This is a genomic window from Corallococcus sp. AS-1-12, from assembly GCF_020036995.1.
Classification (GTDB): Bacteria; Myxococcota; Myxococcia; order Myxococcales; family Myxococcaceae; genus Corallococcus.
In genome coordinates this window covers 1-21,637 of sequence record NZ_JAIQDD010000017.1, presented here as the reverse complement: position 1 = coordinate 21,637, position 21,637 = coordinate 1, and the positions used below count along the sequence as shown (strand labels likewise).

19 protein-coding genes are annotated in these 21,637 nt (G+C 71.1%); 5 read left to right on the top strand and 14 right to left on the bottom strand.

Annotation, left to right across the window (positions count from 1 at the left end; translation table 11 throughout):
* Positions 1-3 precede the first annotated feature (3 nt).
* Positions 4-1,791, top strand: a complete 1,788-nt coding sequence (locus K8556_RS24270) for a DEAD/DEAH box helicase (protein WP_223742463.1) — start codon at positions 4-6, stop codon at positions 1,789-1,791.
* Between the two features lie 52 nt (positions 1,792-1,843).
* The gene (locus K8556_RS24265) at positions 1,844-2,638 is read left to right on the top strand and encodes a radical SAM protein (RefSeq protein WP_223742462.1); all 795 of its coding nucleotides are present in this window, start codon (positions 1,844-1,846) and stop codon (positions 2,636-2,638) included.
* Here K8556_RS24265 and K8556_RS24260 read toward each other — a convergent pair whose 3' ends face one another.
* The 8 genes from K8556_RS24260 to K8556_RS24225 all read right to left on the bottom strand — a co-directional run bounded on the left by K8556_RS24260 (position 2,639) and on the right by K8556_RS24225 (position 12,572).
* Positions 2,639-4,687: an ATP-binding protein gene (locus K8556_RS24260; protein WP_223742461.1), complete on the bottom strand. Its 2,049-nt coding sequence runs from the start codon at positions 4,685-4,687 to the stop codon at positions 2,639-2,641. It abuts the gene before it with no gap.
* A 139-nt stretch (positions 4,688-4,826) separates the two neighbouring features.
* Entirely contained in the window at positions 4,827-5,837 is a 1,011-nt protein-coding gene (locus K8556_RS24255; RefSeq protein ID WP_223742460.1) for an aldo/keto reductase, read from the bottom strand.
* Positions 5,838-5,924: 87 nt separating this feature from the next.
* Positions 5,925-7,241 (bottom strand): AMP-binding protein, encoded by a 1,317-nt coding sequence (locus K8556_RS24250; protein ID WP_223742459.1) that lies wholly within the window; start codon positions 7,239-7,241, stop codon positions 5,925-5,927.
* Positions 7,238-7,804: a hypothetical protein gene (locus tag K8556_RS24245; protein WP_223742458.1), complete on the bottom strand. Its 567-nt coding sequence runs from the start codon at positions 7,802-7,804 to the stop codon at positions 7,238-7,240. The genes K8556_RS24250 and K8556_RS24245 overlap by 4 nt, the downstream gene beginning before the upstream one ends.
* On the bottom strand, positions 7,801-9,492 hold the full coding sequence (locus K8556_RS24240; protein ID WP_223742457.1) for a M48 family metalloprotease: 1,692 nt from the start codon (positions 9,490-9,492) through the stop codon (positions 7,801-7,803). The genes K8556_RS24245 and K8556_RS24240 overlap by 4 nt, the downstream gene beginning before the upstream one ends.
* Entirely contained in the window at positions 9,489-10,316 is an 828-nt protein-coding gene (locus tag K8556_RS24235) for a hypothetical protein (RefSeq protein WP_223742456.1), read from the bottom strand. Before K8556_RS24235 ends, K8556_RS24240 begins: the two co-directional genes overlap by 4 nt.
* Positions 10,313-11,854 carry a MoxR family ATPase gene (locus K8556_RS24230; protein ID WP_223742455.1) on the bottom strand — a complete coding sequence of 514 codons (1,542 nt, stop codon included), beginning with the start codon at positions 11,852-11,854 and terminating at the stop codon, positions 10,313-10,315. The genes K8556_RS24235 and K8556_RS24230 overlap by 4 nt, the downstream gene beginning before the upstream one ends.
* A gap of 88 nt (positions 11,855-11,942) precedes the next feature.
* On the bottom strand, positions 11,943-12,572 hold the full coding sequence (locus K8556_RS24225; RefSeq protein WP_223742454.1) for a response regulator transcription factor: 630 nt from the start codon (positions 12,570-12,572) through the stop codon (positions 11,943-11,945).
* Between the two features lie 122 nt (positions 12,573-12,694).
* Between K8556_RS24225 and K8556_RS24220 the strand changes: the two genes are divergently transcribed.
* Positions 12,695-13,879 (top strand): S41 family peptidase, encoded by a 1,185-nt coding sequence (locus K8556_RS24220; protein ID WP_223742453.1) that lies wholly within the window; start codon positions 12,695-12,697, stop codon positions 13,877-13,879.
* Between the two features lie 3 nt (positions 13,880-13,882).
* Here K8556_RS24220 and K8556_RS24215 read toward each other — a convergent pair whose 3' ends face one another.
* Positions 13,883-14,953, bottom strand: coding sequence for a dipeptide epimerase (locus K8556_RS24215; RefSeq protein ID WP_223742452.1), 1,071 nt, complete (start codon positions 14,951-14,953; stop codon positions 13,883-13,885).
* A 198-nt stretch (positions 14,954-15,151) separates the two neighbouring features.
* Here K8556_RS24215 and K8556_RS24210 point away from each other — a divergent pair, with 198 nt between their 5' ends.
* Entirely contained in the window at positions 15,152-17,158 is a 2,007-nt protein-coding gene (locus K8556_RS24210) for an ATP-binding protein (protein ID WP_223742451.1), read from the top strand.
* Here K8556_RS24210 and K8556_RS24205 read toward each other — a convergent pair whose 3' ends face one another.
* From K8556_RS24205 to K8556_RS24195, 3 genes are all read right to left on the bottom strand, one after another.
* Entirely contained in the window at positions 17,159-17,854 is a 696-nt protein-coding gene (locus tag K8556_RS24205) for a suppressor of fused domain protein (RefSeq protein WP_223742450.1), read from the bottom strand.
* Between the two features lie 95 nt (positions 17,855-17,949).
* Complete coding sequence (locus K8556_RS24200; protein ID WP_223742449.1) at positions 17,950-19,137, bottom strand: GNAT family N-acetyltransferase; 1,188 nt, start codon at positions 19,135-19,137, stop codon at positions 17,950-17,952.
* 83 nt (positions 19,138-19,220) lie between these two features.
* Complete coding sequence (locus K8556_RS24195; RefSeq protein WP_223742448.1) at positions 19,221-19,631, bottom strand: helix-turn-helix domain-containing protein; 411 nt, start codon at positions 19,629-19,631, stop codon at positions 19,221-19,223.
* 108 nt (positions 19,632-19,739) lie between these two features.
* Here K8556_RS24195 and K8556_RS24190 point away from each other — a divergent pair, with 108 nt between their 5' ends.
* Positions 19,740-20,597 carry an SDR family oxidoreductase gene (locus K8556_RS24190; protein WP_223742447.1) on the top strand — a complete coding sequence of 286 codons (858 nt, stop codon included), beginning with the start codon at positions 19,740-19,742 and terminating at the stop codon, positions 20,595-20,597.
* Positions 20,598-20,636: 39 nt separating this feature from the next.
* On the opposite strand, the gene K8556_RS24185 is transcribed toward K8556_RS24190, so the two are convergent.
* Positions 20,637-21,107, bottom strand: a complete 471-nt coding sequence (locus K8556_RS24185) for an NUDIX hydrolase (protein ID WP_223742446.1) — start codon at positions 21,105-21,107, stop codon at positions 20,637-20,639.
* Positions 21,104-21,637, bottom strand: a 534-nt coding sequence (locus tag K8556_RS24180; protein ID WP_223742445.1) for a DUF2380 domain-containing protein, incomplete at its 5' end; no start/stop codon positions are given. The genes K8556_RS24185 and K8556_RS24180, both read right to left, overlap by 4 nt.

Sequence of the window (21,637 nt, the reverse complement as noted above, 5' to 3'; positions counted from 1 at the left end):
AATATGGCGACGCTGATTCCCTCCCTGAACCAGTGCCTTGGCCGGATGCAGGCCGGGGAGAAGCGGTTTGCTCGCCGGTTGGAGGAGAAGCTCGAGGACGATTACCTGCTCTGGTACGACGTCCCCATCGGGGGAACAGGTCACCACCCGGACTTCATCATCCTGCATCCGCGCCGGGGCCTGCTGGTCCTCGAGGTGAAGGACTGGAAGCGCGACACCCTCCGGAGCATCGACAAGGCGCGCGCCGTCCTGATGACGCAGACGGGCCTCAAGGAGGTGGCCAACCCCTTCGAGCAGTCCCGTGTCTACGCCCAGGAGATCGCGACGCTGCTTCAGCGCGATCCCATGCTCGTGAATCCTGACGGTCCGCACCGGGGCCGGCTCGTCCTGCCCTGGAGCCATGGCGTCGTGCTCTCGAACATCACCCGGAAGCAGTTCGACGAGGGCGACCTGGGAAAGGTGCTGCCTCCCTCACGCGTCATCTGCCGGGATGAAATGGGGGAAGACGTTGACCCCGAGCGGTTCCAGAAGCGGCTCTGGGACATGTTTCCGTGGTCGCCCTCGCAGCCCATCTCACTGCCTCAACTGGACCGGATCCGCTGGCACGTCTTCCCCGAGCTGCGGATTGGCAGCGGCCCGCTCGCCCGTTCCGCGCCGGTCCAGGCGGAGCTGGAGCTTTCGGTTCCAGACCTCATCCGCATCATGGACCTCCAGCAGGAGCAACTGGCTCGCAGCCTGGGAGAAGGCCATCGCGTCATCCACGGGGTCGCTGGCTCCGGCAAGACGATGATCCTGGGCTACCGCTGCCTGCAACTGGCCCGGACGCTCCATCGCCCCATCCTCGTGCTCTGCTACGGGAAGCCGCTCTATGGCTGGCTGGAACAGATGCTGCGAGCCCAGGGGCTTTCTGCGCAGGTGGTCATCCAGACCTTTCATGCCTGGTGCCATACCCAGCTTCGCCACTTCCACGTGGGTCTTCCTCCCCAGGGGCTGTCTTCCGGTGACTTCTCCGAGCAACTCGTCCAGCGAGTCATCGCAGCCGTGGACCGCGGACTCATTCCCAGGGCGCAGTATGGAGCGGTGCTCATCGACGAAGGGCACGACTTCCATCCGGAGTGGTTCAAGCTCATCTCTCAGATGGTGGACCCGGGGACGAATTCGCTCCTGCTGCTCTATGACGACGCCCAGTCCATCTACCCGCACAAACGGTTCAGCTTCCGGAGCGTGGGCATCCAGGCCCAGGGCCGCACCACCATCCTGCGGCTGAACTACCGCAACACCGCGGACATCCTCCAGTTCGCCGCTGACTTCGCGCGCGAGGTGCTGACACCCAGTGACGCGGACGAAGATGGCGTTCCGCTCGTCCAACCCCAATCCGCGGGGCGCCGTGGGCCTGCGCCGAAGGTCGTCACACTTCCCAACCTGCATGAGGAGCTGAGCTACATCGGAGGACGCTTCCAACAGCTCCACGCGGAAGGCCACGCCTGGAATGAGATGGCGCTGCTCTATCGCAGCTCGGATATCGGCCAGCGTGCTGTCCGGCATCTGAACCACATGGGCATTCCATTGCAGTGGGTAGGCAAGAGTCCTGGCCAATCCGCCTTCAAGTCTTCCGAGGCCAGCGTGAAGGTCCTGACGTTCCACTCCAGCAAGGGACTGGAGTTCCCCGTCGTCGCCATTCCCCGCCTCAAGCGCCCGGCACCCGAGCGGCCCGATGCCAGGGAGGAAGCCCGGTTGCTCTATGTGGCGATGACCCGTGCCATGGATCAGCTCGTCCTGACCGAGAGCTGACGGCCAGCCGCATCAGCCCTTCTTCCTGATTCACGGGTTAGACTCCCGCGCCGTGCGCTACGAGCTTCACGACCGCCGCGTCCTCACCTGGTCCCTGGAGACGCACGTCACCACGCACTGCAACCTGCGCTGCGCGCAGTGCTGCCCGCTGTCGCCGCACCTGCCCGCGTGGGCCGTGTCCCCCCATGCGCTGGCCGAGGACCTGCGCCGGCTCTCGCGCGTGCTCAAGCCCAACGTCTTCAAGCTCACCGGCGGGGAGCCCTTCCTCCACCCGGACCTGCCCGCCGTGCTGGACGGGGTGCGCGCCTCCGGGCTCACCGACCAGGTGTCCGTCACCACCAACGGCTTCCTCGCCCAGAGCGCTCCGGACGCCGTGTACGAACGGCTCGACCGGATGACCCTGTCGTTCTACACGTCCGCGCCCCTGCCCGAGCGCTCCATCGCCCGCATCACCGAGAGATGCGACCAGCACGGCGTCCACCTCACCGTGAAGGCCATCGACCGCTTCCAGCGCATCACCCCGGACGCGCCCCTCACGTCCGACGCGGAGGTCCAGGACGTCTTCGACAGGTGCTGGCTCAAGCAGCGCTGCCACCTGGTCCACCAGGGCCGCTTCTACACCTGCACCCGGCCCCCCCACGTCGCCACCGTCTTCGCCGCGGAGCACCCGCACCTGCCCGCGCTCGTCGAACACGACGGCGTGCCGCTCGATGACCCGGATCTGCTCACGCGCCTTCTGGCCTACCTGGAGCGGGACACGCCGCTCGCCACCTGCCGCCACTGCCTGGGCTCCAGCGGCCCCTGGGAACCCCACGCGCAGTTGCCTCGGGCCCGCGCCGCTTCCTGATCAGGGCGCCGGGGCCTCCACCTCCGCCGGCGGCGCGGGCAGCGGCAGCTCCACCGTGAAGACGGAGCCCTGGCCCAGGTGGCTCTCCACGCGCACCGTGCCGCCCATGGCCTCCACCAGCGTGCGGGTGATGTAGAGGCCCAGGCCCAGGCCGCCGTAGTGCCGGTCGCTCACCGCGCGCTCGAAGCGGCCGAAGAGGCGCGGCAGGGACTCCTCCGAGATGCCGATGCCCTGGTCCCGCACCGTCAGCGCCGCCCTGCCGCCGCGCGTCTCCAGCCGGACGTGGATGGGGCGCCCCTGGCCGTACTTGATGGCGTTGTCCACCAGGTTCACCACCACCTGCTCCAGCCTCGGCCGGTCCCACACGCCCACCGTCACCGCGTCCGCGCACTCCAACTGGAGCACGGAGCCGGAGCGCGCGGCGGGGCCCTCGTAGGCGGCCACCACGTCGCGCACCAGCTCCACCAGGTCCATGGGCACGCACTCCAGCGACAGCCGCCCGGCCGCGATGCGCGACACGTCCAGCAGGTCGTTCACCAGCTCCGCCAGCTTCTTCAACTGACGCGTGCCCACGTCCAGGTAGCGCTCCACCAGCTCGCGCGGCACCGGGCCCGGGTGGCGCTCCATCTCCCGCCGCAGCGCCTGGAGCTTGAGGTTGAGCGGCGTGAGCGGCGTCTTCAACTCATGGCTGGCGATGGACAGGAACTCGTCGCGCAGGCGCACCGCCTCGCGCGCCTCGCGGTACAGCCTGGCGTTCTCCATGGAGAGCGCGGCGCGGTTGGCCAGCTCCTGGAGGAAGGGCAGGTCCGCGGCCGTGTAGCGCCGGCCGGAGCGGTGCGTGGTGACGAAGCTGAGCAGCCCCAGCGAGCGCTCCCCGGCCACCAGCGGCACCACCACCAGCGAGCGGACGCGCAGTTGCTTCAGCAGCGCGATGCGCTCGGGGTCGTCCGTGAACCCCGGGAGGAGGTCGTCGGTGAAGTCCTCGACGAGGAAGGGCTGCCCGTGCTGGATGGACCCGGGGCCGGCCATCCTGGGGAGGCCCGTCACGTACGTCGTGCGGGACCGCAGCGGCTCCGCGAGCGACTCCGGCTCCGTGGTCGCGTGCTCCACCTCCATGCGCTGGAAGGTGCCGTCCTCCCGCGCGCCGTCGATGAGGCACCAGTCCGCCAGCGTGGGGACCGCCAGGCGCACCACGTTGCGCAGCGTGGCCTTGTCGTCCAGCGACGTGGCCAGGAAGGAGCTGGCCCCCGCCAGCAGGCGCAGGTGCTCCTCGTTGTGGGACAGCTCGCGCGCCAGCCGCTCCGCCCGGGCGCGGGCGCGCACCAGGTCCGTCACGTCGAAGCCGAAGCCCGCGATGCCGTCCACCTGCCCGTGCGTGTCGTGCGTGGGCGTGTACGTGACGTCGAAGATGTACTCCCGCAGGGTGCCATCCGACTGTGGCAGCTTGATGGACACCTCCCGGCCCACGAAGGGTTCGCCCGTCGCGTAGACATGGTCGAGCATCCGCCCCACGCGCTCGGCCTCCTCCTTCGGGCCCACCTCGCGCGCGGGCAGGCCCAGCAGCCTGGGCGGGTTGCCCAGCAGCGCGGAGTTGAGGGGGTTGGACAGCTCGAAGATGTGCTGGGGCCCGCGGAAGATGACCAGGTGCGCGGGCGCGTGCATGAACAGCTCGTGCAGGCGCGCGCGTTCGTACTCGGCGGCGGCGCGGGAGGCGCGCTCGCGCTCCAGCAGGTCCGCGCGCTCCGCGTTGGCCCGGCGCAGGCGCACGTTGAGCAACGTCACGAACATGGACAGCGCGAGGAAGAACCCCAGCGCGATGACGTTGCCGGGGTGGATCATCCAGTTCCCCAGCGGGGACAGGAAGAAGTAGTCCACCGTCACCAGCGAGACGAGCGTCGCGACCAGCCCCGGCCCCCAGCCTCCCCGCCAGCCCGCGAACGCGACGGCGGCGAAGAAGGCCAGGAACGGGGCGCTGGACATGTAGGGCCACAGCAGCCGCTGGGCGGAGAACGCCACCAGGACGGCCGCCAGCGCCAGCCCGTAGTTCAACAGCGCGGAGCCCCCCTCCTTGCGGAGCGGCCCGGGCGCGCGCGGAGGCGAGGAGGAGGGATGCACCGGCGGATACCGCGGGGAGGACGGAGCGGGCGCGGTCATGGAGGCGCGGGGCGGACGGGCCTGGGGCCGGCCGTCAGCGTGTCTCCTTCCGGGTGTCCGCCTGGAGGAAGCCCTGCATGGTGGTGGGGTAGCGCTCGCCCGCGGCCACACCCGGCGGCGCGATGGACTCGATGGCCGCCAGGTCCTCCTGGGTGAGCGTCACGTCCAGGGCGCCCAGGTTGTCGTCCAGGTACTTGCGGCGCTTGGTGCCGGGGATGGGCACCACGTCCTGTCCGCGCGACAGCACCCAGGCGAGCGCGAGCTGCGCGGGCGTGCACTGCTTCTGGCTCGCGAGCCGGTCCAGGTGCTCCACCAGCTTGAGGTTGCGCTGGAAGTTCTCCCCCTGGAAGCGGGGCGAGTGGCGGCGGTAGTCGTCCTCCGGCAGGTCCTCGAAGCGCTTGAACTGGCCGGTGAGGAAGCCGCGGCCCAGCGGGCTGTAGGGGACGAAGCCCACGCCCAGCTCACGGCACGTCTGGAGGACGCCGTCCTCCGGGTCCCGGCTCCACAGCGAGTACTCCGACTGGAGCGCGGTGATGGGATGCACGGCGCACGCGCGGCGCAGCGTCTCCGAGTTCACCTCCGACAGCCCCAGGAAGCGCACCTTGCCGGCCTTCACCAGCTCCGCCATCGCGCCCACGGTGTCCTCGATGGGCGTCTTCGGATCCACCCGGTGCAGGTAGTAGAGGTCGATGACGTCCATTCCCAGGCGCTTCAGGCTCGCGTCGCACGCCTGTTTCACGTAGTCCGGCCGGCCGTTGACGCCGCGCGACTGGGGGTTCGCCGGGTCCCGCACCAGGCCGAACTTCGTGGCCAGGACGATGCGCTGGCGGTGCGGCCCCAGCACCCGGCCCACCAGCTCCTCGTTGCGGCCGGGCCCGTAGGCGTCCGCCGTGTCGAAGAAGGTGATGCCCCGCTCCAGCGCGTGGAGCAGCGTGGCCTCCGACTCCGCGTCGTCACGGCCCGCGTAGAAGTCCGACATGCCCATGCAGCCCAGGCCCAGCGCCGAAACGGTGAGGCCCTGCCTGCCCAGCTTCCGAGTCTCCATGTGTCCTCCGTGCGGGTGCACCCTCCCTGTGAGAATCTTCACCCGAGGCGCGGGAATCCAGGGCAAACGACCGGGCGAAGGCCCGGCTCACCCCTGAAGCGGCAGCTCGCAACGGAAGGGGAGCGGCTTGGCGGGCGCCGCCAGCCCTTGCGCCCCGCGCGCTTCCATACCCAGGGCGGCCTCGACCCTCGGCGCCGCCCAGCCCAGGTTGCGCAGCGCCGCGGTGAGCCGCTCGCACAGCGCCGCCACGCTGTCCGCGGGCGCGCCGGAGAGCTCCAGCGTGAAGCGCTCCAGCGCCACCTGGGTCAACCGGAACGCGCGCAGCGGGTGGTGCTTGAACACCCACGCCAGCGACCACGCGTCCACCGCGCGGCCCCCGGGCGTGTGGAACGCGCAGGCCCCGCGTCCGCCGAAGCCCGTCAGCGTCCAGCCGTGGAAGCCGCAGGCGCAGGCGTCGCGCCGCACGGTGCCCGTGTCCCCGGGCCGGTAGCGCAACAGCGGCAGCACGCTGGGGCGCAGCCGCGTCACCACCACCTCGTCCCCGTCCGGCTCCAGCCAGACGTCCGGCGTGAGCACGTGGAAGCGGCCCCGGTTCGCGTCGTCCAGGCACTCCCACGCGAGCGGCCCCGTCTCCGTGGCGGCGTAGTAGTTGAGGACCGGCGCGCCGCGCTCCTGCCTCCACGCGTCGCGCAGCGCGTGCGGCAGGTGCTGCGCGGAGGTGAGCACCAGCCGGGGGGACGGCACCTCCGGGTGGGCCAGCAGCCAGCGCAGCCCCTCCGGGTCGGAGAAGACGACGGAGGCCTTCACCCGCCGCAGGCGCGCCACCGCGTCGTCGCGCAGCACGGAGACGCGGTGCAGGGCGCCGTCGTGGAACAGCGGCAGGCGCACCGAGTACTCCAGCCCGCCCGGCAGCGCGTCCAGCAGCACCACGCGCGGACGCGGCGGGGGCGCGGCGTTGGCGCGCCCGGTGAAGAAGCGCAGCACGGCCCACATGAGCAGGCAGTCGCGCCGGTCGCGCAGCACGTTCACCGGGTCGCCGGTGGTGCCGGAGCTCCTCACCACCACGCACTCGTCGGACGCGGCGGGCAGCGTGGGCACGTCCTCCCAGTGGCGCGCGAGCGTGGCGCGGTCCAGCGCGGGGAAGTGCCGCAGGTCCTCCAGGCGGCGCAGGTCGCCCGGGTGCAGGCCCGACTCGCGCAGCACGCGCACGTAGTAGGGCGAGCCCAGGAGCGCGTCACGCAAGGCAGGCAGGCGCGCCTCCAGCTCCGCGCGGGCGGCGGCCTCGTCCACCGTGGCCGCGCCGCGCGCCAGGCCCTCCGCCACGCCCAGCGCCCACGGCAGGTGCGGGCGCTGCGTGTGGCTGTCGCGGCGGATGCGGGCCCTGGGCGCGACCCCGAGCGTCACTCGCGCCAGCCCCGGGCCTCGGCTTCCTTGCGCTGGGCCTCCTGGAGCATCTCCTGGCGCCGGTCCGCCTCCTTCTTGCGCGCCTCCTCCACCTTGCGCAGGTCCGTCACCGCCTGCCGGTAGTCCAGGTCCTTGAGGCGGCGCTTCGACTCGGCCTCCGTCTCGCCCTCGACGTCCGCGCCCACCGCCGCCAGCCACTTGCGCAGGAACTCCTCCTGGCGGAAGGCGTTGGAGCGGATCATCTCCGCGGTGAGGGGGTGCACCTCCTCGAAGAACTGCTGGAGCCGCGCCTGCGGCGTGCGGTCCGGGGTGAGGTAGAGCACCGTCTTCTTGCGCAGGTCGGACGCCACCAGCGCGTGCGCGAGCATGCCCACCTGCTCCTGGAACAGCGGGTTCTTCAGGCGCTGCTCCAGCTTCGCCCACTCGGCCTGGGACGGGGGCCGCTGGCTGGCCAGCCGGAAGGTGTCGCAGACGATGGCCACCGCCAGGTCGTGCGGATACGGCGACACGAGGGGCATGGCCGCCAACTGCTCACGGAGGTGGGGAATCGAGACCGCCATCATTTCTCCAACAGGGCATCGGCCAGCGCCGCGGCGGCACGGCCAAAGTCAGACATCCATTGCACGGTCGCCAGCCGGAAGCGCGGGCTGCCCAGCAGCGGCGCCAGCACCGGCCGCGCGGGCGCGTCGTCCGGCAGCGCGAGGAAGGCCACCACGCGGCGCGAGCGCTCCATCGCGCGGGCGAAGCGGGGCAGGGCGCCCTCCTGCCGCAGGTTGTGGAGGAAGTCGCTGTCGGAGATGACGACGCGCAGCGCGTCCGGCCGCTCCTGGGACAGGTGCTCCATCACCTCCACCGGGAACCACGTCCCTCCGCCGATGTAGTGCAGGAAGAAGTCGCGCGCCGTCTCCTCGTCGTACATCCACGGGGACACGACGGGGTTGTCCGCGGAGTAGACGATGCCGCGCACCGTGGCGCCCTTGCGCAGCGCGGAGGCGGACAGCACCTGCGCGGCCAGCGTCATCGCGTTGAGGTCCTGCCGCGGGTCGGGCATGGAGCCGCTGGTGTCCAGGTAGATTTCCAGCGCGGGCACGCCCAGGTCGGACGGGGGCGGCAGGTCCGCCTCCAGCTCGCGGCGCAGCGGGGCCACGGCCGCCAGGTGTCCCTGGGAGATCACCGTGAGCGTCCAGTCGATGGTGGACGGGTCGTCGCCGTACTCCCACGCCTCCGGAATCGTGCGCAGGTACGGCTCCGGCTTCGAGGGCGAGGCGGGCAGCTTGAGGATGTACCGGTCCACGAGCCGCCGGTAGTACCGGGCCACCAGCGCGCGCCGCAGCCTGCCGCCGTCGTTGCCGGGCAGGTGCGCCGTCACGCGGCGGATGGTGTCCAGCGGCTCCGACTCCTTCGTGTCGTGCGAGTCGTCCAGCCAGCCGTTCGCACGGGCCTGGTCCAGCGCGTCCTCCCACCGGCCGCCGGACTGCACCGCCGCGTCCAGGTCGCCCTCGTCCGGCGTGCCGAGGTCTCCGGCCAGCGGGATGCGGAAGCCCACGTCCGAGGGCAGGTCGATGAAGCGGATGAACGCGGCGCAGAAGTAGAGGAACTGCAGGCGCGGGTCGGGCAGCGCGTAGAACGTCTGCACGAACATGCGCGCCTGGGCGCGGAAGCCCGGGTAGGCCTCCTCCAGCTTCGGCAGCAGGGCCTCGGGCACCAGGTGTCCGGGCTCGCGGCGCCAGAGTTCTTCGTAGAGGGCCAGGTAGAAGCAGAACAGCGGAGACGGCCCGCCCGTGTCTCCGTCCTTCTGCTTCTTGCGCCCCTCCGGCGTGCGCAGGAAGCCCCGGTACACCTGGCACAGCGCGTCCGCGTGGGTGCGCCCCACGAACTCGTTCACCTGGAGGTCGAAGAACAGGTTGGTGAGCGACTGGCCCAGGCCCGGGATGAGGCGCTGCTCCAGCACGCGCAGCTCCGCGTCCCACCCCAGCGTGTGCGGGAAGCGCACGTGGTGGCCGATTTCATGGGCCAGCACGGCGGTGAGGCTGTCACGCGCGCCCATGCGGACGAGCAGGTCGAAGTGGACGAACACCTGCCGGCGCACCAGGTCGATGTACGCGAGCGGTTCGTCCGGCGTGGCCTCGCCGGGCCGGAAGGGCTGGTGCGGTTCGGGCGGGCTCAACTGCACGTGCACGTCCCACAGCGCCAGCGCGTCGCGCCAGCACCGCTCCACCTCCTCCGGGGTGAAGGCCGCGCCCGCGCTCATGCCGGCAGGATGACCGCCAGCCACTGGGACGTGTGCATCGTGGCCACCGCGCGCCACTCGTTGTGCTGGGTGCTGTACCAGTCCCCCGCGCGAGGGTCGCGCTGCGCCAGCGAGGTGAGCGGCTTGGGGGGCTTGCCCGTCGCGGGCTCCAGCCGCTCGTTGCAGCCCATGGGCCCCAGCAGCACGGGCTTCTTCACCAGCCACACGCCCTGTGTGGCGGCGTCGCGTCCGCCCGCGGCGGTGGCGCGGTGCCGGTCGTGCACGCAGACGACGGCGGGGGCCAGGAAGTGCATCTCCCCGGGCATGAAGCGTGCGTCCTCCTGGGACAGGTCCACCCACTGCGCGGTGGACGTGTCGCCCAGGGGCTGGGAGGGCGGCTCCATGGCCTCGTTGGCGATGGTGTGCAGGTGGCCCTCCAGGTCCGCCAGCGAGGACAGGTTCGCGCCCAGGCGGCAGAACAGCCGCTGCACCCACGGCGGCGCGGACTCCAGGTTCTCGCTGAGGTTCCACACGCGCGCGAGCGCCGGGGCCTGCTCCTCCTGACGCAGGTCCGGCAACAGGCGCGGCAGCAGGTCCGTCCACGCGAGCGTGAAGAAGTTCTCCCTGCCCGCGGACGTCGGGTACAGGTAGCCCAGGCCGATGCCCTCGGCGCCCAGGCGCAGGTAGGCGCGCAGGGTCTCCTCTCCCGCCGCGGCGTCACCGCTCGCGAGCGCCCGGCCCATGCGGGCCACCGGGCCCTCGAGGAACGCGCTCCACAGCGCGCGGTCCCAGCGCACGAACCGGCCGCGGGCCTCCTTCTCCAGGTCTTCGACGAACGTGCTCATGGCTGCCCCTGACCGCCCGGGTTCTCCTTCAGCCACGTCGCGTAGTTGCGGTAGCGGCTGTAGAGGGACTTCAAGTGGATGAGGTCCTCGTACACCGGACCGGACAGCTCCTGGCGCGTCATCAGGTCGTTCATCAGCGCGGTGACGGCGGACAGGCGCCGCTCCGTGGTGCGCAGGTCCACGCCGGACAGGCCCAGGTCCAGCTCCGCGCGCAGGGCGGCGACCTTCTGGCGCACGGGCGCGTGCGTGCCGTAGCGGGCCATGGCCATGTCGAACATGTTGCGGATCCACGCCACGCGGTCCTGGAGCAGCAGCCTGTTGCCCTTCGCCTCGAAGAAGGGGCTGCGCGCGTTGGGGGTGAGCTTCTCGTGCAGCACCCAGGGGATGATCTGCCGGAAGTCCTCCAGCTCCGTCACGCGGTGGCCCCGGAAGAACGCGAGCGCCTTCGCGAAGTGGAGGATGGTCTGGTACGCGCGCACGCTGGTGCCGTTCTCCGTCTGCGTGCAGAGGTGCACCTTCTTGTCCAGCGGGCACTGCTCGTTGCACACGGCGGACACGGTCTGGCCGGCGAGCTTCAGCGTGTCCTTGTGCTTGAACTCGAAGCGCGGGGACGCCATGCGGCAGAAGTCGAGCTGGCCCAGGAAGAAGGCCACGCGCTCCAGCACGCCCCTGGGCACCTCCACGGCGAGGATGGAGGTGTAGGCCTTCTCCAGCTCGCCGGGGGTGAAGACGATGTCCCTGGGGAGCAGCTCCTCCGGGGACTTGTCGGACTCGATGCGCTGGAGCAGCGTGTCCACGAAGCCGGAGTTGAAGGGCACGGCGCGCACGACGACGTCCAGGCGGTCCTTGAGCGCTTCGATGACCTGGAACGTGCCGCCGCCCTGGTCGTCGTTGGCGGTGAGGAACCAGGACGAGCGGCCGGTGTAGACGTACTGGTCCATCATCTCCGCGTAGCCCTCGCCCAGCAGGGACAGCAGGGCGGACTGCGTCTTGGTGGGGATGCGGTTGTACTCGTCGATGATCTTCACGCGCTGGCCAATCCACTTGCGCCAACTGACCTTCACGGCGGACAGGTCCTCCGCCTTGAGCATGTCGGAGGGCAGGGGCGCGCCGAGCAGGTCCGCGATGGACAACTGCGGGTGGCCGCGCTGGATGCCCCGGTGGACGTCCTCGCGGCCCATGCCGGAGAGCAGGGCCATGAGGATGGCGGACGTGGTTTTTCCGCGGCCCGGGCCGCCCACGAGCAGGGCGCGGCGGCAGGTGAAGAGGGTGAGCAGCGGGATGAGGACGAAGGAGCTGTAGCTCATGTCCTCCGGGAGGTGGACCTCGTCCCCGGCGGTGTTCTTGAGGGCGGCGGTGCCGCCGAACTCGATGTCGTAGTAGGGGCAGATGACGGCGTTGTTGGTGATCCACCAATACGCCTGCCGCATCTTGTCGTGGAGGCTGCCGCCGTCGCGCTCGGAGAGGTGGACGCTGAGGCCCTTGTCCGCCGACGCGCGCCCGGTGAGCAGGCGCGAGACCCAATCCTGGTTGGCCATGGAGGCTGGGGAGTGTAGCAGCGCGGAGGGTCGCCGCGGTGCTCGGAAGGCGCAGGCTCCCTGGATGAGACGGAGACGCTGCGTCGAGTTAGAGCGTCACCAGCCCCATCCGCGCCGCCCTCACCACGGCCTCCGTGCGGCGCTGCACGCCCAGCTTGGCCAGCACCGCGTTCACGTGGAACTTGGCCGTGTGCTCGCTGATGGCCAGCCGGTCCGCGATGGCCTTGTTCGACAGGCCCTCCGCCAACAGCCCCAGCACCTCGCGCTCGCGCGGCGTCAGCGTGTCCGGCCCCGGGGCTCCCGTGGGCGCCGTGCTCCTGGGCGCGGCGCGCACCTGGGACAGGCCCGGCTCGAACACCGTGAGGCCTCGCGCGACCGCGTGCAGCGCGGCGCCCAGCATCCCCGGCGCCACGTCGCGGAACAGCAGGCCCCTCGCGCCCGCGCCCAGCGCCAGCTCCCCCGCCGCCTCGTCCGCCACCAGCGCCAGCACCGGCGCGCCCAGGTCCGGCGCCGCGCCCTCCTCCAGCCGCAGGCCCGTGTCCCAGAGCACCACGTCGGGCGGCTCACCCCGCGCCGCCTCCAACTCCTCCTGCGTGCCCGCCGCCACCACCGTCCAGGCCTCCGCCTGGTCGCTCAGCGCCCGTGCGAGCGCACCCCGGGCCAGGGGGTCCTCCGACACGAGCGCGACCCTGGGCGATGAAGAAGGCGCATCCAACATGGGCCCCTCATCCCTAACCGCGCCCGCCGCGTTCGCCACCCCGCGAGGCGCCAGGACGCCCTGGCTTCCCTCTGGGGCGCGCCCCTGTGAAGAATCGTGAAGTCCTCCCGGGAGGGGCACGCATGGCGTTCCGGACAACGCGGTGGTGGGTGTCGTTGCTGCTCCTCGCGGGCAGCGTCCAGGCGGCGACGGCCCCTTACGAGAAGCGGGGGGACGAGATCGTCACCCTCGTGCGCACCCGCTTCCTGGACGCGGCGAAGGGCACCGCCTGGGCGGACGCGCACCAGGGCTACGCCGCCGGCGCGAAGGACGCGGAGGACTTCACCCGGCGCACGAACGCGGCGCTCGCGGAGCTGAAGGCCTCGCACACGGCCTATTACCCGAAGGAGAGCCCCGGCCACGCGGAGGTGTCCGCCATCTTCCAGGCCTTCCTCGAACTGAAGAAGGTGGAGGCCACCGGCATCGGCGTGGACGTGGTGGAGACCCCGGAGGGCTTCTTCGTCCGTCACGTCTTCACGGACGGCCCTGGCGCGAAGGCGGGCCTGCTGCGTGGAGACCGGCTCGTCACCGTGGAGGGCAAGCCGTTCCACCCATGGCACGCCTTCACGAACCGCGCGGGCAGGGCCACGCGCCTCACCGTGGAGCGCATGAAGGGCGCGGAGCCCCTGTCGCTCACCGTCACGCCGCACCGGGTGAATCCGCGCCAGGAGTGGCTCGCGTTCCAGAAGGCCAGCGGACAGGTCGTGGAGCGCCAGGGCCGCCGCGTCGCCTACCAGCACGTCTACGCGTGCACCGGCGAGGAGTACCAGCAGGCCCTGGAGGAGTCGCTCCAGGATGCCTTCGCGGACGCGGACGCGCTCGTCGTCGACTTCCGCGATGGCTGGGGCGGCTGCAATCCCGCCTTCGTGAACCTCTTCAACCCCCAGGTCCCCCGGCTCGTCAGCACCGGCCGCGATGGCAAGACGCGTCCCTTCGCGCCGTCCTGGCGCAAGCCCGTGGTGCTGCTCGTCAACGGCAACTCGCGCAGCGGCAAGGAGCTGGTGGCCTTCACGATGAAGCGTCACCGCCTGGCGACGCTCGTGGGCCAGCGCACCGCGGGCGCCGTGCTGGGCGGCGGGCCGCGGAAGCTGTCCAATGGGGACCTGCTCTACCTCGCCGTCATGGACGTGACCGTGGACGGCGAGCGGCTGGAGGGCGTGGGCGTCCCGGTGGACGTGGAGGTCCCGGACGCGCTGCCGTACGCGGCCGGCGCGGACCCGCAGAGGGAGAAGGCGCTGGACGTGGCCGCCTCCCTGGTGAAGGGCTGAAGCTCAGCGCAGCGTGACGCCGTGCCCCACCGCGTCCGGGTCCAACGTCAGGCGCCCGCCCGCGTACTGGCCGCCGCCCTGGAACGGGTGGTTCGCGATGAACAGCGGCGTGTCCAGGTCCGCGTAGGTGAAGCCGCCCAGCCCCGCCGCCAGGTGCGCGGACGCGGTCATCGCGAGCACGCTCTCCACCATGCCGCCCACCATCAGCTCCAGCCCCGCCGCGCGGGCCAGGCTCCACATGGTCACCGCGTCCACCATGCCGCACTTCATCGTCTTGATGTTGATGCCGTGGCACGCGTTCTCGCGGATGAGCCGCAGCACGTCCTTCACCGAGCGCGCTGACTCGTCCGCGCACACCGCGACCCGCGAGCGGCGCGTCACCTCCGCGAGCCCCGCGACGTCCGCCACCGGCTGCTCGAACAGCGACAGCGGCACCTCCGCGCGCTCCAGCTCCTTGAGGAACGCCAGCGCCTCCGCCACGTCATAGCCCCCGTTCGCGTCCGCGATGAGCCGCGCCTTCGGGGCCTCCTGGTGGATGGCCACGAGCCGCGCCGCGTCCGCGTCCGGGTCCAGCGCGCCGACCTTCACCTTCAACGTGTCGATGCCCCGCCCCAGGATGGCCCGCGTGGACGCCACCGCGTGCGACAGGTCTCCGGCGGTGACCGTCATGTCGATGTCCAGCGACGTCCCTGCCCCGCCGAAGAAGGCGTACATCGGGATGCGGTGGTGCCGCGTGAGCGCGTCCAAAAGCGCGATCTCCACGCCACACCGCGCGGCCGGCGCCAGCGCCATCGCGTCCCCCAGCGCCTCCGACGCCGGCCGCCACTCCTGGGCGTCGCGGCCCACGAGCAGCTCGCGCACCGGCTCCAACGACGCGAGCGTGCTGGCCTGCGTCTCTCCACTCACCGCCGTGAAGGGCGCCGCCTCGCCCAACCCCACCGTGCCGTCCGCGAGCGTCACGCGCACGAGCACGTTCTCCGCCGCCAACTGCGCGCCGGTGGCGATGGCGAACGGCTCCGTCAGGGACAGGTGCAGCGCTTCGAACGCGACGTGCGTGATGAGGGTAGGGCGCATGGGCAGGCGGCAGTGTGGCCGACGTTCCGGTCCGGAGGGGAGTCTTTCCCTTCCTTCCGGCTCTCCACCCTCAAGCGTCTGTAATTCAAGAAGGTTAAGAAAGATACGAAGACTGGGGCTGGCTTGAGCCGCCGTGCGATTCGTGGCGACATGCGGGCTCCCCGGGGGTTGGGCAGTGCCTGGGCCGCGAGGAGCCGGATGTCCGCGACCGATACGACCGTGGCCCTTCCGCTCCCGGATGCGCTCCTGGCCGCGTTGGAGGAGGCCGAGCGCGAACTCCCGGAGGCGTGCATGGTGCTGCGCGCCGTGCGCTCGCCGGGCGGCGCCATCCTGGACTTCGAGTGGCTGTGGGCGAACCCCGCCGCGTCGCGCGCGCTGGGCCGGGACCCGGAGTTCCTGCGCGGCCGGCGCCTGGGCGAGGTGTCCTCCAAGGACGGCATCGCCGGCCGCCTGGACCTCCTGCGCCAGGTGGTGGAGTCCGGCCGGCCGCACGCGGACCACTTCTGCGAGGGGGAGGTGCTCCTGCAGGGCACGGCGGTGCCGCTGCGGGACGGGGTGCTGTTGCGCCTGCGTGACATCACCAGCGACCAGCGGGTGGAGGAGGGGCTGCGCGAGACGCTGGACTGGGTGCGCGACGTGCTGGAGAGCATGCCGGACGCCTTCTTCACCGTGGACACGGACTGGCGCCTCACCTACGTGAACCGCAACGCCGCCGCGCTCACCGGCCGCTCGCAGGAGACGCTCTTCCGCCGCGTGCTGTGGGAGGCGTGCCCGGAGCTGTGCGGCACCCCGTTCGAGCGCACGCTGCGCGAGGTGGCCGCCGAGGAGAGCTACCGCCTCTTCGAGCTGCGCACCGGGCGCGACCGCTGGCACGAGGTGCACGCCTGGTCCAGCGGCCGCAACATCTCCACCTACGCGCGCGACATCACCGACAAGAAGCGCGTGCAGGCGGAGCGCGACGCGCTGCTCGCCCGCGAGCACTCCGGCCGCCTGGAGGCGGAGGCCCTGGCCCAGCGCCGCACGCACGAGCTGATGGCCGCGCGCGAGCGGCTGGTGCAGTCGGAGAAGCTGGCCATGGCGGGCCAGCTCGCCGCGGGCGTGGGCCACGAAATCAACAACCCCCTGTCCTACGTCACCGGCAACCTCCAGTTCGCGGTGGAGCAGCTCACGCCGCTCGTCCGCGGCCCGGGGCTCCAGGGCGCGGTGGGCGAGGCGCTGGAGGCGCTGCGCGAGGCGAAGGAGGGCGCGGAGCGGATCCGCGTCATCGTGCGCGACCTGCAGACCTTCGCCCGCGCGGACGAGCTGCGCCTGGGGCCCGTGGACGTGCACGCGGCGCTGGAGTTCGGCGTCTCCATGGCCACGACCCACCTGCGCAGCCGCGCCCAGGTGGAGCGCCACTACGGCCAGGTGCCGCCCGCGCTGGCGCACGAGGCGCGCCTGGGGCAGGTGTTCCTCCACCTGCTCATCAACGCCTCGAACGCCATCCCCTCCGGCGCCTACGAGCGGCACCGCGTGACGCTCACCACCCGCCGCGAGGGCGCGTGGGTGCTGGCGGAGGTGTCCGACACCGGCCTGGGCATGACGCCGGAGGTGCTCCAGCGCGCCTTCGAGCCGTTCTTCACCACGCGCCCCGTGGGCGAGGGCAGCGGCCTGGGGCTGTCCATCTGCCTGGGGCTCGTGCGCAGCATGCACGGAGAGCTGACGGCGACCAGCATCCCCGGCCTGGGCAGCACCTTCCAGGTGCGGCTGCCCGTCTCGGAGCCCATCGTCCACCCGGGCCTCCCCGCGGTGCGCGCGGACGAGGGCCCCTCGCGCAAGCGCGTGCTGGTGGTGGACGACGAGCCGCAGCTCACCTCGGTGCTCCGGCGCATCCTCGGCCGGCAGCACGACGTGGTGGTGGCGCACAGCGGCCGGGAGGCGCTGGCGCTGCTGGAGCAGGACGACGCCTTCGACCGCGTCTTCTGTGACCTGATGATGGCGGACCTCACCGGCATGGACGTGCACGCGGAGCTGTCGCGGCGCCGGCCGGAGCTCCTGTCGCGCTTCGTGTTCATGACGGGCGGCAGCTTCACGGAGCGCGCCCGCGCCTTCCTGCAGGCCGTGCCGCTGCCGCGCATCGAGAAGCCCTTCGAGCCGGGCCTCCTGCACTCGCTGGTGGAGTCCTCGCCGCCGCGCACCGGAGCGCGCGGCGGCCAGGCGGTGTGACTACAGCTTCACCTCGTCGCGCTCCGGGCGCGTGATGTACGCGGTGGTGGGGTTCGCGGGGTCGGCCAGCTTCTTCATCAGGCTGTCCATGCCGTTGGAGCGCGCGAAGGCCATCTCGTTCTTCGTCACGCCCACCAGCGTGAGCAGCTCCACCTGGCCGCTGGGCAGGGTGAAGTGGCTGGGGCGGTTGGCGTCCTTCACGAACACGAAGCCCGCGAGCTTCGTCTCACCGCCGGTGAGCGTGCCGTCCACCGGGTAGCGGTGCCCCATGGCGAACAGCCGCGCGCACACGAGGTTGTAGGCCATCATGTCCAGCAGGCGCAGGATGGGCCAGCGCTCCTCCTCGGGCGTGTGGATGACCATCTCGTAGCCCAGGCCGCTGCGGGCGTCGTCCGGCAGGTCCTCGCCGGGGGCCACCGTGAAGGGGTTGGACAGGCCGCTCGTTACGTAGGTCCAGTACGGGTGCTCCGGGCTGGGAGGCGCCACGCGCACGCCCATGGGCAGCCAGTTGGGGTCCATCTCCGTGCCCTGGGCCAGCTCGCTCTCCAGCCACCCCTCCAGCACGCCCGTGCCCTCCAGCAGGTCCACCTCCTCGCGGATGGCACCAAACAGCTTCGGGTACTCCACCTCGTCGCGGTCCGCCCAGCAGTCTTCGTACCACTGGATGAAGTCTTCCTCTGTCTCCGGGACTTTCATGGGGGCGGACTCTAGAGGTTCACCCCGATTTCACAACTTGAACCGAGCCCGGATGCCCACTGACCGGTGGGTTGGCGGACAGACGTTCAGGTTTTTCAGGTGCCGGTGGACCCGGGGGCAGGGGTCCCCCACGGTTTCAGGCCGCAGATGCGCTCCGCCTCCTCCACGGCGGGCGCCAGCCGCGCGTGCTCCATGCGCAGGAAGCTGCGCACGGCCTTGTCCAGGCGCTGGTCGAAAATCAGGTGGGCGCTGTGCACGGCGGTGGGCTCGAAGCCCCGGGACACCTTGTGCTCGCCGCCGGCGCCGGGCTCGAAGACCTTGCGCCCCGCGCGGATGCAGTCGTCCACGGAGTGATACAGGCAGACGTTGAAGTGCAGGAAGGGGTGCTCCTCCGTGCAGCCCCAGTAGCGGCCGTAGAGCCGCTCGGGCGTGGCCAGGTTGAAGGCCCCGGCGATGACCCTCCCGTCCTTCACCGCCTCCACCATCTCCACCGTGTCGGGCAGGTCGCGGAAGACGCGCTCGAAGAAGCCCGGGGTGAGCTGCACCTGGCCCCAGGCGTGGCGCTCGCAGGTGGACGTGTAGAAGGTGTACGCGCGCCGGGCGTGCTCCGGCGTCAGGTCCGCCCCGCGCACGGTGCGCAGGTGGATGCCCTGGGTGGCCGCGGCGCCGCGCTCGCGCTTGAGCTGGTTGCGGCGCTTGGAGTCGAAGCGGGCCAGGTAGTCGTCGTAGCTCCGGTAGCCCGGGTTCTTCCAATGGAACTGGAGGGTCATCCGGCGCGCGAGCCCGGCCTCCTCCAGGAAGTCCGCCTCTTCGTCCGTGGGGTAGAGCACGTGCACGCCGGAGCAGTCCTGCGCCTGGGCCGTCTGGACAGCGGCCTCCAGGAGCGCGCGGCGCAGGGCGGCGGCGTCTTCTCCGGGGGCGGTGAGGAAGCGCGGCACGGTGGCGGGGGACAGGGGGCCGCCCACGAGCAGCTTCGGGTAGTACTCCACGCCCAGTTGGGCGGCGGCGTTGGCCCAGCCGAAGTCGTAGATGTACTCGCCCATGCTGTGGAACTTGAGGTAGGCGGGCGCGGCGGCGACCAGCTTCTTCCCGCGCCACAGCGTCAGGTGGTGCGGCGCCCAGCCGGTGTCCTCGGTGGCGCTGCCGCTCTCCTCCATGGCGGACAGCCACGCGTGGCGCACGAAGGGGGGCGCGCCGTCAGCGACCAGGGCATCCCACTGGGCGGCCGGGACGTCACGGATGGCATCGAGAATGCGGACCTGGAGCGGGGTGTCGGCGGGCACGGGAGCAGTCTTAACGCGGGCCTGCCCCCTTCGCTCCCGTTCGTCCCGCTGGAGGGCACCCGGCCAGGGGAGCCCGGGGCCTCTCAGGAGGCCTTCTTGCGGGGCGGCGCCTTGGTGCGGGCGGACATCACCCGGGGGAGGTTGTCTTCAATCCAGGAGGTCAGCGCCTCCACGTGGACGGCGACCTCCTCGCCCAGGGGCGTGAGGCGGTAGTCCACGTGGGGGGGAATCACGGGGTGGGCCTCGCGGTGCACGAAGCCGTCCTGCTCCAGGGCCTGGAGCGTCTGGGCGAGCATCTTCTCGCTGACCCCGCCGACCTTGCGGCGCAGCTCGCTGAAGCGGTGGGTGCCCTCCTCCTTGAGCGCGACGAGCACCAGCACGCCCCACTGGCTGGTGACGTGCTCCAGGACCCCGCGCGAGGGACACGCCGCCGCGTACAGGTCCCCGCGCTGCTTCACCTTCTCCAGCAGTGGACTGCGCTTGCCTGCCTTCATGACGGGACACTTACCACGAGGTGCGTACTTACGAAAAGTGAGTACCACCGTTACGGTAAGCCCCAGTTCGATTTCGCGCCTGGAGCGCGGGAAGGAAAGGGCGAAGCCATGTTCGTTGTCACGGGAGCCACGGGGAAGCTGGGGCACTTCGTCGTCGAGGGTTTGCTGAAGAAGGTGCCGGCGAGCCAGGTGGCGGTGGCGGTGCGAAATCCGGACAAGGCCGCGGAGTGGGCCGCGCGCGGGGTGCAGGTGCGCAAGGTGGACTACGACCACCCGGAGACGCTGAACGGGGTGTTCGGGAAGGGGGACACGGTGCTGCTCATCTCCGCGAACGAGGTGGGGAAGCGCTTCCCGCAGCACGCGGCGGTGATTGAGGCGGCGAAGAAGGCGGGGGTGAAGCTGCTGGCCTACACGAGCATCCTGCGCGCGGACACGAGCGGCCTGTCGCTGGCGGGGGAGCACCGGGCGACGGAGGAGGCGATCCGGGCGTCGGGCATCCCGTACGTGTTCCTGCGCAATGGCTGGTACGTGGAGAACTACACGGAGCACATCGGGCCGGCGCTCCAGTACGGCGTGGTGCAGGGCAGCGCGAAGGAGGGCCGGGTGGCGACGGCGACGCGTCAGGAGTACGCGGACGCGGCGGTGGCGGTGCTGACGGGCACGGGCCACGAGAACCAGGTGTACGAGCTGGCGGGGGACGCGAGCTTCAGCCTGCCGGAGTACGTGGCGGAGCTGTCGCGTCAGTCGGGCAAGCCGGTGAAGTACGTGGACCTGCCGGTGGCGGAGTTCTCCGCGGCGCTCCAGCAGGTGGGGGTGCCCAAGCCCTTCGCGGACACGCTGGCGGACGCGGACGCGGGCCTGTCACGCGGGGAGTTGAATGACACCAGCCGCACGCTGAGCCGGCTCATCGGCCGGCCCACGGCGCCGTTCGGGAACGCGATTGGCGCGGCGTTGAAGCAGGGCTGAGTTCCAGGGGGCCTCTGGCCCGCGAGGTCACGTCGCGGGTCAGGCTTCCTCGTCGGGAAGGAGCGTGCGGAGAAGTTCGTCGTCGGGCCCGAGCGGCTTCCAGCCGGGCGGCGGCGGATGGGCGAGGAGCGCATCCCCGACCCGGTCCACGCGCTCCTTGTGGGTTTCTGGGGTGTGGGAAAACCAATGGCCGAGCGCGATGGCAACCTCCAGCCGAGCGTCATCATCCAACACGGATGGCCAGCCATTGGGGAAGCACGCATACAGCTCACGCACGAGCTGTCCGCGCACCAGTCGTGTGAGCTGCTTGCTGCTCTCCGCCTCCGCCACCAACCCGCTGAATATCTGCACCCCGGCGATGTCGTCCCGTCCAAGCTCCTCGGCCAGTGCCACCAGCGATGCGGTAGGCCGAGCCTCGGCAAAGGCGGTCAGCGATGCGAAGCCGCGCTCACGGACACGCTCGTATATGCGGGCCTCCCAGTTTCCCTTCCAGGAGTGTCCATTGCTCATCGTCCTCTCCCTGGAATGAAGTTCATCGGGATGTCGTACTCCTTCAAATACCTCGCGACGATCCGCAGGATTATGTTCCGCGTCAACATCCGCCCGGCCCTCGCCTCGGCCTTGAGCAGCGCATCCATGATCATCCGGCTCCACTCACCGGGCCAGGTGCGGCCCAGGCGCCAGTTGCCACCTCCGTGGATGGCCTCGTGGTGAGCCTGCTCCAACCGGACGCAGAACTGGTCGATGTCCATGTCGCCCTTGAAGCCGCGCTGTTCGAACCATTCGCGGTGCTCTTGCGGCAGCACATGGTGCTTCGGGGCGTCCGACATGCCCGCTCCTGCTCTGCCCGTCACCCGCATGCCGCGCACCTCCGGGCTGTCCCCCAGCGCGTCGCGCACGCCCTTGGGGAGGTCCTGATGCGCCTGGGCCATCATGACCTGTCCGCCCTGGATGAGGACGGCCGCGCTGGCGGCGGAGCCGGAGATGACGCCCGCCTGCACGAGCCTTCGCATCATCTCCACCCACTCGGCGGAGACCAC